The sequence below is a fragment of the Mameliella sp. MMSF_3455 genome (assembly GCF_030733205.1).
Lineage (GTDB): Bacteria > Pseudomonadota > Alphaproteobacteria > Rhodobacterales > Rhodobacteraceae > Antarctobacter.
Genome location: NZ_JASHJL010000077.1, coordinates 1 through 11,512, shown reverse-complemented (window position 1 = coordinate 11,512; position 11,512 = coordinate 1). Strand labels below are relative to the sequence as shown.

The 11,512-nt window shown below is 63.1% G+C and carries 15 protein-coding genes and 1 tRNA gene; 10 read left to right on the top strand and 6 right to left on the bottom strand.

What is annotated here, in order from left to right:
• Positions 1-77 (top strand): adenosylhomocysteinase (locus RBB42_RS27390; RefSeq protein ID WP_305971653.1); only part of this gene is annotated, 77 nt, incomplete at its 5' end.
• Positions 78-98: 21 nt separating this feature from the next.
• On the opposite strand, the gene RBB42_RS27385 is transcribed toward RBB42_RS27390, so the two are convergent.
• A complete protein-coding gene (locus tag RBB42_RS27385; protein ID WP_305972577.1) occupies positions 99-227 on the bottom strand; it encodes a hypothetical protein in 129 nt (42 codons plus the stop codon).
• A gap of 306 nt (positions 228-533) precedes the next feature.
• On the opposite strand from RBB42_RS27385, the gene RBB42_RS27380 reads away from it, so the two are divergent.
• Positions 534-875, top strand: coding sequence for a DUF2853 family protein (locus RBB42_RS27380; protein WP_305972576.1), 342 nt, complete (start codon positions 534-536; stop codon positions 873-875).
• Between the two features lie 266 nt (positions 876-1,141).
• Here the strand turns inward: RBB42_RS27380 and RBB42_RS27375 are convergent, their stop codons facing one another.
• Positions 1,142-1,540 carry a DUF1761 domain-containing protein gene (locus tag RBB42_RS27375; RefSeq protein WP_305972575.1) on the bottom strand — a complete coding sequence of 133 codons (399 nt, stop codon included), beginning with the start codon at positions 1,538-1,540 and terminating at the stop codon, positions 1,142-1,144.
• Between the two features lie 222 nt (positions 1,541-1,762).
• Here RBB42_RS27375 and RBB42_RS27370 point away from each other — a divergent pair, with 222 nt between their 5' ends.
• Complete coding sequence (locus tag RBB42_RS27370) at positions 1,763-2,089, top strand: hypothetical protein (RefSeq protein ID WP_306043937.1); 327 nt, start codon at positions 1,763-1,765, stop codon at positions 2,087-2,089.
• A gap of 6 nt (positions 2,090-2,095) precedes the next feature.
• Here RBB42_RS27370 and RBB42_RS27365 read toward each other — a convergent pair whose 3' ends face one another.
• From RBB42_RS27365 to tsaD, 4 genes are read right to left on the bottom strand one after another with little or no spacing between them, the layout of a single operon-like run.
• Positions 2,096-2,515, bottom strand: a complete 420-nt coding sequence (locus RBB42_RS27365) for an EVE domain-containing protein (protein ID WP_305972573.1) — start codon at positions 2,513-2,515, stop codon at positions 2,096-2,098.
• The gene (locus tag RBB42_RS27360; RefSeq protein ID WP_305972572.1) at positions 2,515-2,784 is read right to left on the bottom strand and encodes a YciI family protein; all 270 of its coding nucleotides are present in this window, start codon (positions 2,782-2,784) and stop codon (positions 2,515-2,517) included. Before RBB42_RS27360 ends, RBB42_RS27365 begins: the two co-directional genes overlap by 1 nt.
• Before the next feature lies 1 nt (position 2,785).
• Complete coding sequence (locus tag RBB42_RS27355) at positions 2,786-3,736, bottom strand: NAD(P)H-dependent glycerol-3-phosphate dehydrogenase (protein ID WP_305972571.1); 951 nt, start codon at positions 3,734-3,736, stop codon at positions 2,786-2,788.
• The gene (gene tsaD, locus RBB42_RS27350; protein WP_305972570.1) at positions 3,733-4,812 is read right to left on the bottom strand and encodes a tRNA (adenosine(37)-N6)-threonylcarbamoyltransferase complex transferase subunit TsaD; all 1,080 of its coding nucleotides are present in this window, start codon (positions 4,810-4,812) and stop codon (positions 3,733-3,735) included. Before tsaD ends, RBB42_RS27355 begins: the two co-directional genes overlap by 4 nt.
• Positions 4,813-4,884: 72 nt before the next feature.
• On the opposite strand from tsaD, the gene RBB42_RS27345 reads away from it, so the two are divergent.
• From RBB42_RS27345 to RBB42_RS27315, 7 genes are all read left to right on the top strand, one after another.
• The gene (locus RBB42_RS27345; protein WP_305972569.1) at positions 4,885-5,604 is read left to right on the top strand and encodes a uroporphyrinogen-III synthase; all 720 of its coding nucleotides are present in this window, start codon (positions 4,885-4,887) and stop codon (positions 5,602-5,604) included.
• Between the two features lie 48 nt (positions 5,605-5,652).
• A complete protein-coding gene (locus RBB42_RS27340) occupies positions 5,653-7,134 on the top strand; it encodes a COG4223 family protein (protein WP_305972568.1) in 1,482 nt (493 codons plus the stop codon).
• 11 nt (positions 7,135-7,145) lie between these two features.
• Entirely contained in the window at positions 7,146-8,690 is a 1,545-nt protein-coding gene (locus tag RBB42_RS27335) for a heme biosynthesis protein HemY (protein ID WP_305972567.1), read from the top strand.
• A gap of 92 nt (positions 8,691-8,782) precedes the next feature.
• Positions 8,783-8,858: transfer RNA gene (locus tag RBB42_RS27330), tRNA-Thr, on the top strand.
• A gap of 166 nt (positions 8,859-9,024) precedes the next feature.
• The gene (locus tag RBB42_RS27325) at positions 9,025-10,212 is read left to right on the top strand and encodes a tyrosine-type recombinase/integrase (protein ID WP_305972566.1); all 1,188 of its coding nucleotides are present in this window, start codon (positions 9,025-9,027) and stop codon (positions 10,210-10,212) included.
• Between the two features lie 261 nt (positions 10,213-10,473).
• A complete protein-coding gene (locus RBB42_RS27320; protein WP_305972565.1) occupies positions 10,474-11,151 on the top strand; it encodes a hypothetical protein in 678 nt (225 codons plus the stop codon).
• A gap of 101 nt (positions 11,152-11,252) precedes the next feature.
• Positions 11,253-11,459: a helix-turn-helix transcriptional regulator gene (locus RBB42_RS27315; RefSeq protein WP_305972564.1), complete on the top strand. Its 207-nt coding sequence runs from the start codon at positions 11,253-11,255 to the stop codon at positions 11,457-11,459.
• Positions 11,460-11,512 lie beyond the last annotated feature (53 nt).

Here is an 11,512-nt window from a genome sequence, read left to right as displayed (position 1 = left end):
AACTGTCCAAGGACCAGGCCGACTACATCGGCGTCGCGCCCGAAGGACCGTTCAAGCCGGAACACTACCGGTATTGATCTCGGCGTGGCGCGGGCGGGTCATCCCGCCTGCGCCGTGTCCGCCTCCACCAGCCAGCGGTCCAGAGCGTTCATCGGGCCGGTCCGCACTGATCCCCCCACGTCCCTCTGGTCCAACAGCATGACCATCGCACCCGCAGGGTGTCGCACTCGGCGCCGAAGCTGGGCTGATCCCAGGGGTTGCAGAAGGCGGCGCAACTGTCCGGCATGCGCTGCTCTCCTGCGGACGGACACGGGGACGGCGTCAGCCTTTCCTGTTCCGGGCCCAAACCGCCGCATGGCGCAAACTGACCTTGTGAACCGCCCCTCGTGCCCTGAACAGGGGGAAGAGAGCGACCGCATTTCCCTTGCCAATAACGCGCTTGTGCGGTCACCATGCGATTGCATGGCCGCTTTGGCCGCAAAACAACACGGACAGCGCCCGCGGAACGCGGCGCATGATACGAGGGAGTGAACATGGGACGTCGCGACGAACTGATCGCCAAATACGCCGAGGACCTGAAGAACAAGTGCGGCATGGACCCGGACATGGATCTGCTGACCAAGGTCACCATCGGCTGTGGCCCGGCCATCTATGACGCGGATGCCTCTACCGTTGCCTCGTCGCAGGACAGCGAGCTGGAAACCGTCAAGGACAAGTTCCTGGTCAAGAAGCTGGGCCTTGCGGACGGTCCCGAGCTGATGGACGCGATCAACAAGGTGATCGAGACCTACGGCAAGTCCGAGCGCAACAAGTACCGCGCCGTGGTCTATTACATGCTGACCAAGCATTTCGGCAAGGAAGCCGTCTACGGCTGAGCCGTGGCAACCGGATCCACCTGTCACGAGGCCCCTGCAGCGCGGGGGCCTTTTCATTTCCGGGGCAGCGGTTCCGCGCAATTGACTGAAATTGCGAATAGTTCCCGATTGCCGGAAGGCTACGAATTCCGTAGGGTCTACTGGACTGGCCAGAAAGGCCGGAACCGTAGATTTCATAACACATGTGGTGCGTAGGGAGCATGTGGGGTGGACGGAGGGTTCCGGGTTTTCCGGGACCCTCCGTTTTTTTGCTTGGGGCATCGACCTCAGAAAAGCGTCAGCACAAGGCCCATTATACCGCAAGCCAGTGTTGCATAGCCGCCGTCGATCAATGTCAGCGTCACAGGGCGCATGGAATTGGCGTTGTTCAACGCGATCCACGGCGAGATGAAGAACAAGCCGATCCCGAGGCCGGACACGAGTCCGGCGCCGGGCGTTTCGACACCGCTGGCGGCAAAGACATGGCGCATCATCCCGGCCACGACCACCTGCATGACGAAGGTCAGAATCATGACGCGCACACTCATGCCGCCTTGCGGATTTCCTTCCGCGTCCAGTGCCACGCCAGAGGCGGTTTTCCAGGGTCCGGCCAGGGCCATGTACCATAGGGCGCCGGCCGCAAAGGCCACGATTGCGGCGGCAAGACTGTTGACGACTTCAAGCATGGTGGGTTCTCCGGCGTGTCCTTTGCGCGCTAGAATTGAGGGGCGCGAAAAAAGATTGATGCTCAACCCCTTTTCAGCGCGAAATATGCTATAGTTTACAACATATGTTATCTTGAGTCCCCACAACTTTTACGAGCGTCAGTCATACCCGTAGACCTCAAATATTTCCCTGATCTCGACCTGGTGTGGATTCGTCATAACGGACATGTCACGCGTGGAGAATTGCGCGAATTGTTTGAACGACTGCACGGGGCGGACCCGTCTGCGGTTGCAGGGAAGAACTTTACCGACCTGGCCGACGTTGCCGCGGTCGAATTCGGGTTCAGAGAGCTTCACTGGCATTCACAGCGCCTGCAGGACAGGCTGCGATCCCGCAATCAGAGATTGCTCGACTCCATCCATGCGCCTGACGGGGTTTCCTTTGGACTTGCGCGCATCTATCAGCAGGTCGTCGACCCGGAGGGGCCGTTGCAGGTTCATGTCAACGACGAGCGCCGACAGGCCCTTGCGGCACTCGCCCTGCCACATATTCCCGAGGAATTGCTTTGATCCGGATCAGGCGGACAAGCCGGCCAGCCCGCAGATGACCTGCCATTCCTCCTCGGAAACCGGTTGGACCGACAGGCGCGAATTCTTTACCAGCACCATTTCCGCGAGCCGGGGATCCTCTTTGATCTGGTCCAGCGTGACCGGGGTCGCGGCGGACTCCAGCGCCTTGATGTCCACGCATTCCCAGCGATCGTCATCGGTGGTGCTGTCGGAATGCGCCTCGGCGATCACTTCGACCGTGCCGACAATCGCCTTTTCCTTTTGCGAATGGTAGAAAAACCCCCGGTCGCCCTTTTCCATCTCGCGCATGAAATTGCGCGCCTGGTAATTGCGGACGCCGTCCCATTCCTCGCCCGCGTCGCCCTTGGCCTGCTGGTCCTGCCAAGACCAGGTGGAGGGTTCGGATTTGAAGAGCCAGTAGCGCATCAGATCACCTTGTTCCACGCGGTCAGGGTGACGCTCTGGAACAGGCCGGCCTTGGCATAGGGATCGTTTGCGGCCCATTCCTCGGCCGCCGCCTTGTCGGCCACGTCGAGGATCACCAAGGAGCCGATCATGACGCCTTCGTCGTCCAGCAGCGGCCCGGCTTGCGAAACGACCCCGGTGGATTTCAGGTAGTCCAGGTGCGCGTCGCGCGTGTCCTTGCGGATCTGCAGGGCATCGGGTTTGTCGTGGGCGATCAGGGCAATCAGCATGTCATTCATCCTTGAGTGGTCGGGAAAGCAGGGTGTCCATGGCTTGGCGCACGGTCAACCGTCCCTGGGAAAGGTCGGCCACGGCGGAACAGACGGGCAGGGGCAGGTCCAGTTCGGTCGACAGGCGGGCGGCGGCGCGGGCGGTGGCCGCGCCTTCGACGGTCACGGAGGGGTCGAAGGCCTCACCCTGTCCCAGCGCCAGGCCAAAGCGGTAGTTGCGCGACCCGTCAGAGGTGCAGGTCAGTGTCAGGTCACCCAATCCGGAAAGGCCGGTCAGCGTTTCCGGACGCGCGCCCAGCCGCGCCGACAGGCGCATCATCTCGGCAAAGCCCCGGGTCATCAGGGCCGCACGGGCGCTGTCGCCAAGGCCCGCACCGATGCAGGCCCCACAGGCGATGGCTATCACGTTCTTGAGCGCGCCGCCCAGTTCGGCGCCGATCGTGTCGTTGCTGCGGTACAATCGCAGAACCGGGGTCGAGAGTTGTTCCTGCAGAGCCCGCCCCCGGGTCTCGTTGCCACATGCCAGCGTCAGCGCCGTCGGCAGGCCGCGCGCGATGTCCCCGGCAAAGCTGGGCCCGGTCAGGGCGGCGGGCACAGTGCCGGGTTGATGCCTTGCGATCAGCGCCGACGGCCCGACGCCCTCGGCCAGGTCGATCCCCTTGCAGCAGGCGACAAGGGCGCGCCCGTCCAGCGGTGTGGAAATCCGGTCCAGCAAGGTCGAGAGCTGTTGCATCGGCACCGACAGCAGCAGCGTGTCACAGGCGGCGGCCTCTTCCAGATCGCCGGTGACGGTGACGGCATCGGGCAGCGTGACACCCGGCAGGCGCGGGCTTTGCCGGGTGTCGTTCAGGGCGGTCACGTCGCGCGCCCAAAGCATCACCTCGCGCTTGCGTCCCAGCGCAACCGCCAGCGCCGTGCCAAAGGCGCCACCGCCGAGAACCGCGATGCTCATGCCTTGGCGCCTTTCTTGCCAGAGCCGACAAGGGGCGCGGCGGTCTTGTCCAGCGGCCATCGGGGCCGGGCCGACAGGCTCATGTCATGGGTGACGCCATGGGCCAGCAGCTCGCCGCCCGCATAAGCGATCATCGCGGCGTTGTCGGTACACAGCCGCAGCGGTGGTGCCGTGAACCGCACGCCGGTCTCGGCACAAAGCGCCTGCAACGACCCGCGCAGCGACTGGTTGGCAGCCACACCTCCGGCGACGGCCAGCGCCGGTTCCGTCGGGGCCTCGTTCAGGTAGAGCGCTATCGCCCGACGGGCCTTTTCCGTCAGCACGTCCCGCACCGCTGCCTGGAATCCGGCGCAAAGGTCGGACACGTCCTGCTCATGCAACCCGCCCTGATCGGCGATCAACTGGTCGCGCTGCCGCAGCAGCGCGGTTTTCAGTCCTGAAAAGCTCATGTCGCAGCCGGGCCGATCCAGCAGCGGGCGGGGAAAGCGGAACCGGCGTTCATCGCCGTCGCGTGCGCGCGCTTCGACCGAGGGGCCGCCGGGCTGCGACAGACCCAAAAGACGGGCGGTCTTGTCAAAAGCCTCTCCGGGGGCGTCATCGATGGTGCCGCCCAGCCGGGTGAAATCCTGCGCACCGCGCGCGATCAGGAACTGGCAGTGCCCGCCCGACACCAGCAGCATCAGGTAGGGAAAGGCCAGCCCGTCGGTCAGGCGGGGCGTCAGCGCATGGCCCGCAAGGTGATTTACCCCCACCAGCGGCACGCCCAGCCCGGTTGCCAGCCCCTTGGCCAGCATCACGCCCGAGAGGACCCCGCCGATCAGGCCGGGCCCGGCCGTGACCGCCACGGCGTCGACCTGTTGCAGCGTCACGCCCGCCTCGTCCAGGGCCTCTTCGACGCAGGTGTCCAGCCGTTCGGCATGGGCACGGGCGGCGATTTCCGGAACGACGCCGCCAAACTCCGCGTGCAACTCGTTCTGGCCCTTCACGACAGAGGCCAGCACCTCGCGCCCGCGCAGCAATGCGGCGGCGCTGTCGTCACAGCTGCTTTCCAGTCCAAGGATCAGGGGAGAGGTCATCCGGCGTTCCCGTTGCGCTTTACGGCGTCTGCAAGTACCACCCGGAAAGGCGCCCCACAATCCCGGAGGCCCATGTCCGAAGCTCTGCCCGTTCTCCTGTTGACCCGGCCACGGGCCGCGTCAGAGCGTTTTGCCGCGCGGCTGCGGCAGGACGGCCTGCAATTCCGGGCTGTCATCTCTCCGCTATTCACCGTCGAGGTCACAGGGCCGCTGCCCGACGTGACGCAGGCAAAGGGGCTGATCTTTACCTCTGCCAACGGCGTCATGGCCTGGCAGGCGCTGGGCGGGCGGACCGATCTGCCGGCGCTTGCGGTGGGTCCGGCGACAGCACGGGCCGCCCAAGCGGCGGGGATGCAGGCACAGGACGGCGGTGGTTCGGCAGAGGACCTGGTCCGTTTCATCATTGCGCAGCGGCCGCCGGGGCCCCTTGTGCACCTGCATGGGGCGCATGTGCGAGGAAACATCGCCAAAAGGTTGAGCACGGCAGGCATTCCCTGCCGGGGTGCCGCAATCTATGATCAACCGCCTTGCCCCTTGAATGCAGAGGCCCGTGCCGCACTTGATGGGCAGGTTCCGGTGGTTGCCCCCGTGTTCTCGCCCCGGACGGGCGAATTGCTGGCCAAGGAATGCGCAAAGGCGCCGCTTCTTGTCGCGGCGATGAGTCAAGCTGTGGTCAACGCGCTCATGCCGCTGCATAAAAGGAACCTGAAAGTGGCTGAGCGGCCCGAGTCGGAGGCAATGAGGGAGGTTGTCTCGGACCTTCTGAACCGGGCGCTGGCCGGAGACTATTGACCCGGTCCATCTGCCTGGACCGACGTGTATTCGAGGGGAAGCAATAAAGTGGCGAAGTCTAAGAAGGATACCCCGACCGACAAGGGTAGCGCCGATGACACTCTGCCCGAGGCGGACACCCTGACATCCGGCGCCGACGACGCGGCGGAGGACAGTCTTGCCGCCGACGCCGGCGAGGATCGCCTGGCCGGGACGGACCTGCCCGAAGACGCGGGAGACGACAGCCCGGCAGCGGAGGGTGACACGCTGTCCGCCGATGGATTGGAAACCGGCGACCCCGCTGACACCGACCCGGATGCCGAACCTGCCCCATCCGAAGAGACCGTCCCGCACGAGGGCGGCGACGTGGCTGCCGGCGCCTCGGACGATACACTTGCCGAAACTGTCGCGCCGTTCGAGGACACGCTGGAGGCCGCCGCGCCAGTTGCAGATCCGCAGGTGGTCCGCGAAACCGTGGTCGAGCGCAAGGGCGGCTTTTTCCCCATGCTGCTGGGCGGCGTTGTCGCCGCCGGGCTGGGCTACGCCGCGGGGGCCTATCCCGACCTGCCCTTCATCGGGTCGCAATCCGCCGAGGAAGACCCCTTTGTCACCCAGACACTTGCGGCGCTGCGCGACCAGGATGAGCGGATCGAGGCGCTGAGCAAGCGTGCCGATGCCACGGATGACGCCGTTGCGGGCGTCGACCTTGGCCCGCTGGGCACCAGCGTGACCACGCTGGAAACCGACCTGGGCGCGCTGAAGACCGAGCTGACAGAAACGCAGGACCAGTTGACCGGGCTGGGCACATTGATCACCGATCTGGATCGCCGCCTGACCACGTTGGAGAAACAGCCGCTCAAGGATGCCGTCTCGCCCGAGACGGTGGCCGCCTATGAGCGGGAACTCGAAGCGCTCAAGGCTCAGGTCACGGCACAACAGGCCGACCTGCTGGCCGCGCAGAAGGAACAGCAGGCGGCGATGGATGCCGCGCGCAAGGAGGTCGAGGCGATGGCCGCCCGTGCCCGTGCCTCGGAAGAAAGCGCCGAGGCCCGTGCGAGACTGGCCGCCAGCCGCGCCGCGCTGGCCGATCTGACGACCCGTGCCCGCGACGGCCAGCCCTATGCCGAACCGCTGGCGGTTCTGACGGGCAACGGCGTGGATGTGCCCGGGCCGCTGGTCGAAGGCGCCGAAGAGGGACTGCCCACGGCCTCTGCCCTGATCTCGTCCTTCCCCGATGCTGCCCGCGATGCGCTGGCGGCGGCGCGGGCAAGCGGATCCGACGGTTCCGAGGCGGGCAGTGTCGCCGGTTTCTTCCGCTCGCAACTGGGTGCGCGCTCGGTCACGCCGCGTGAAGGGGATGACCCCGACGCGGTGCTGTCGCGGGCCGAAGCCGCACTGCGCGGCGGCGATCTGGATACCACGCTTCGCGAAATCGATAGCCTGCCCGAGACGGCACGCGCTGAAATGTCAGACTGGGTGGCCCAGGCCACGCTGCGGCGCGATGCTCTCGCCGCCGCGGCCGATCTCTCCCAGCAACTGAACCAGGAATAAGGGTCGGCATCATGCTTTGGTCACTCATCAAGATCGTTGTCTTCGTCGCGCTGGTCGGCGCGCTGACCTATGGCGCGGGCTACTTGCTCGAAAGCCAGGGCGGGGTGCAGATCACCGTTGCCGGGATGGAATACACGCTGGGCCCGCTGCAATCGGTCATAGCCGCTGTCGTCCTCGTCTTTGTCGTCTGGTTGTTCTTCAAGCTGGCAGGCCTGATCATCGCCACGCTGAAATTCATCAACGGCGATGACACGGCGCTCAGCCGCTATTTCGACCGCAATCGCGAGCGCAAGGGATACGAGGCGCTGTCCGAGGGGTTGATGGCGCTGTCCTCTGGCGAGGGCCGTCTTGCCATTGCCAAGGCGAACAAGGCCGAGAAATACCTGCACAAGCCGGAATTGACCGATCTCATCACCGCGCAGGCGGCAGAGATGGTGGGTGACAACCGCAAGGCCGAAGAAGTCTACAAGCGCCTGCTGAAAAACGACACCACGCGCTTTGTCGGCATCCGCGGAATCATGAAGCAGAAACTTGCCTCGGGCGATACCGATACGGCGCTGCAACTGGCCGAGCGCGCCTTCGCGATCAAGCCCAAGCACGTCGAGATCCAAGATACGCTGTTGCAGTTGCAGGCCGAGAAACACGACTGGTCCGGCGCCCGCAAGACCCTGCAGGCCAAGCTGAAACATGGCGCCCTGCCGCGCGACGTCTACAAGCGGCGCGATGCGGTGCTGGCGCTCTCTTCGGCGACCGAGATCGACGACTCCGAGGAGAGCGGCAAGGCTGCGGATAGCGCGATCGAGGCCAACCGCGCCTCGCCCGACCTGGTGCCCGCCGCCGCGATGGCCGCCCGCGCCTACATTGCGCAGGGCCGCAAACGCAACGCTTTGAAGGTGCTCAAGAAGGCCTGGGAGGCCCATCCGCACCCCGACCTCGCCGCGGCCTTTGCTGAGATCGAGCCGGAAGAAACCCCGGACCAGCGTATCCAGCGTTTCGTGCAGCTGACCCGCATCCAGCCCGACCACCGCGAGACCCGGCTGCTCAAGGCCGAGCTGAACCTTGCGGCAGAACATTTCCCCGAGGCGCGCCGTGCGCTGGGCGACCTGCTGGACAAGGACCCGGATGCCCGTGTGCTGGCCATCATGGCCGCCATCGAGAAAGGCGAAGGCGCCAAGGACGCGGTGGTGCGCGGCTATCTTGCCAAGGCCCTTACCGCGCCGCGCGGTCCGCAGTGGGTCTGCGACAAGTGCAACACGATCCACGCGGAATGGACGCCGATCTGTTCCAACTGCTCGGCCTTCGACACGCTCAGCTGGACGACACCGCCGCAATCCGAGGTCGTGCTGCCGGCGGGCGCCGACATGCTGCCGCTGATCATCGGTGGCGCGCTGGAGGACAAGGGCGACGACGCCGCCCAGGCCGATGCCGACGTGATCGATCTCGGCCCCGAGGCGCCTGCCTCTGCCGCTCCGACCGACGCCAAGGCGCACGATGCGGAACTCGAGGATGCCGAGGTGATCACGTCCGAAGAGCCAAAGAAGGAAGGCGCAAAATAGCCCTTCCCCTCGCGCGGCCCGTTTGCTAATAGGCCGCGCACCAAGATCGATCAGCCCCGCTTTGCGCAGCTCTGATCGGTTCAGGGAAGATGGCCGGTGTAGCTCAGCTGGTAGAGCACGTCATTCGTAATGATGGGGTCGGGGGTTCGAGTCCCTTCACCGGCACCACCTTCCCATCCGAAGCAATCCGAAGACATCTCTAAACGCTATGTTTATAAGGGGATTGCGGTCCCCTTTGGTCCGAATTCGTGTTGCTTGGTACAGTAACATACGGCCCCAATGGGGGTACATCAGGGGGTATCGCGGCAAGTGCACGACCGAGGATACCCCCACCATGCCCCTGAACGATGCCCAGATTCGCGGCCTCAAACCCAAGGAAAAGCCCTACAAGGTCTCAGATTTTGAGGGCCTGTATCTAGACATCAGACCGGGTGGGTCAAAGCTCTGGCGCATGAAGTACCGCTTCGGAGGTAAAGAGAAGCTCCTGTCGCTCGGCGCTTACCCTGCTGTTAGCCTCTCAGCCGCTCGAAAAGGCAAGGACGCAGCGCGGGCGATGCTGGCGGAGGGCAAAGACCCAAACGCTGTCAAACAGGCGGAAAAGCGGGAGACGCAGAAGGTCAGTGAACATACCTTCGGCAAGCTTGCGGACCAGTTTATCGACAAGGCGCGCCGCGAAGGTCGTGCCCCTGCAACGATGGCCAAGACGGAGTGGCTTCTGGACATGGCGAAGGCTGCTTTCGGTTCCCGTCCGATTGCGGAAATCACAGCGCGGGACATTCTTGTTGTTCTTCGCAAAGTCGAAGCAAAGGGAAATTACGAAACGGCTAAGCGCTTGCGTTCCAAGATCGGTGGAGTTTTTCGCTATGCAGTGGCCAACGGCGCGGCGGAGAGTGACCCGACATATGCACTGCAAGATGCGCTGATCCGGCCTCAGGCGACCTCACGCGCGGCTATCACCGACCCCAAAGCCTTCGGTGGGCTTCTGAGGGCGATTGACGGGTTTCACGGCCAAGCGATAACCCGGATCGGACTTCAACTCCTTGCGTTGCTGGCCCAGCGACCAGGCGAAATCCGCCATGCGAAATGGCAGGATCTTGATACGGACAATGCTGTTTGGTCGATTCCAGCGGAGCAGATGAAGATGCGGCGCGCGCATGACGTTCCATTGCCGGGCCGAGCAATGGAACTGATCGAAGAACTACGAGAGATTACCGGAACGGGGGTTTATCTATTCCCAAGTCTTCGCTCTTACAAGCGTCCCATGAGTGAGAACACGTTGAACGCGGCGTTGCGTCGGATTGGTTACACTGGCGATGAAATGACTTCGCACGGTTTCCGCGCGACCTTCTCGACATTGGCCAATGAAAGCGGGCTCTGGCACCCGGACGCGATAGAAAGGCAGCTGGCCCATGTTGAAGGCAACTTGGTTCGGCGCGCTTATGCGCGAGGCCTGCACTGGGAAGAGCGGGTCCGCATGTCAGAGTGGTGGGCTGGATATCTGGAAGAACTCAGGGCAGGCTAGTAGGCGTTAGGAAAACTGATGAGGCTTATTTTTGGACAAATCGGTTCGCACGGAGATCATTGAGCGAGAGTACAAACGTCTCTTGGAGCATGTTGCGGGTTGGGAGCGACCGCAGTTGGTTGAGGCCATTGGTCCTAACGATCTGGACGCAGTGGAGTTATTTGAGGAGAGGCGTCTACTTGTTGAAGCAGACGTGCGGAAAGCCTTGGATGCCTTAACCGACGACTTTTTCGATACCTACATCAGGTTTCATTTAGCCCGTTGAAGCTTAACTTCCTGCCCGAGATTGCACCAATCTCGGAGAAGATTTCCAAGCTGGCGAAAACTAAACCATCCAAAATTGCGTGTGGCTTTGGCGCTGTTCCTCTGAGGGCGGATTTCTCTTACTGGCGCACGATGCCCAGACTTTCACTGCATGAAGCACTCATGTTGTCGGTCGGACTGGACCCAAAGTCCTATTCACATGACCATCTAAACGACATGCAAAAACGCAAGAAGAAGTATGAACCACTATGGTCTGCACTCCAGTTTTTGCTGGATCGGCGTGAGGTGTTCCGCCGTTTTTATCCGGTCGGTCCATCCGGCTACATGTCGATGTCGTTCCCGACCTTGAAGCGGGCGTTGGAGACTTATGGCGTGGAACTAGACCATGAATTCATGGAAGCCCTCGCGGTGAGGTGTCCTGATGCCAAGCACGCTCAGGAGACACCAAGCTCATCGAAGGGTCTTTCTAGTCAAGAGCGGCAGACGCTCCTCAAGCTGATTGCTGGGATGGCCTCGGAACAGTACCGGTTCGATCCGCATCAACAGCGTTCAGAGGCCATTAAGAACATTCAGGATGATCTGGAGCGGGTCGGTCTACCAATGGACGCGAAGACCGTCAGAAAATGGGTTCGACAAGCGGCTGAGCTGATATCCGACGACTATTGGAAACAATGACGAACTAAGGGATTCCTCCGGGAAAGCTGCTCGTTCCCCCACAGAAGAGCAAATCACTGCGAAGTTCCAATCGCACTTCATCGTATCCGATTGGACAAATCATGGCACATGACTTCCCCGCTACAGGCTTCGTCCGCCTCTCCCAAATCCTCGCGCCATATGGCCCGATCCCCGTGTCGAAATCGACGTGGTGGCAGGGGGTGAAGGACGGACGCTTCCCACAACCGCGCAAGCTGGGGCCACGCACGACGGTCTGGCGAGCCGAAGACATCCGGGCACTCTTCGTGTCAATCGGCACGCAATCTTAACCCCCTATAGGCGTCCAAAAATGACCCCCTTGGAGTGCTCCGGTAGCTGGCCC

Coding starts and splice junctions, on each gene's coding strand:
- RBB42_RS27315 (WP_305972564.1), top strand. CDS start 11,253: ATGGCACATGACTTCCCCGCTACAGGCTTCGTCCGCCTCTCCCAAATC.
- RBB42_RS27380 (WP_305972576.1), top strand. CDS start 534: ATGGGACGTCGCGACGAACTGATCGCCAAATACGCCGAGGACCTGAAG.
- RBB42_RS27335 (WP_305972567.1), top strand. CDS start 7,146: ATGCTTTGGTCACTCATCAAGATCGTTGTCTTCGTCGCGCTGGTCGGC.
- tsaD (WP_305972570.1), bottom strand. CDS start 4,812: ATGACCTCTCCCCTGATCCTTGGACTGGAAAGCAGCTGTGACGACAGC.
- RBB42_RS27375 (WP_305972575.1), bottom strand. CDS start 1,540: ATGCTTGAAGTCGTCAACAGTCTTGCCGCCGCAATCGTGGCCTTTGCG.
- RBB42_RS27365 (WP_305972573.1), bottom strand. CDS start 2,515: ATGCGCTACTGGCTCTTCAAATCCGAACCCTCCACCTGGTCTTGGCAG.
- RBB42_RS27325 (WP_305972566.1), top strand. CDS start 9,025: ATGCCCCTGAACGATGCCCAGATTCGCGGCCTCAAACCCAAGGAAAAG.
- RBB42_RS27360 (WP_305972572.1), bottom strand. CDS start 2,784: ATGCTGATTGCCCTGATCGCCCACGACAAACCCGATGCCCTGCAGATC.
- RBB42_RS27355 (WP_305972571.1), bottom strand. CDS start 3,736: ATGAGCATCGCGGTTCTCGGCGGTGGCGCCTTTGGCACGGCGCTGGCG.
- RBB42_RS27345 (WP_305972569.1), top strand. CDS start 4,885: ATGTCCGAAGCTCTGCCCGTTCTCCTGTTGACCCGGCCACGGGCCGCG.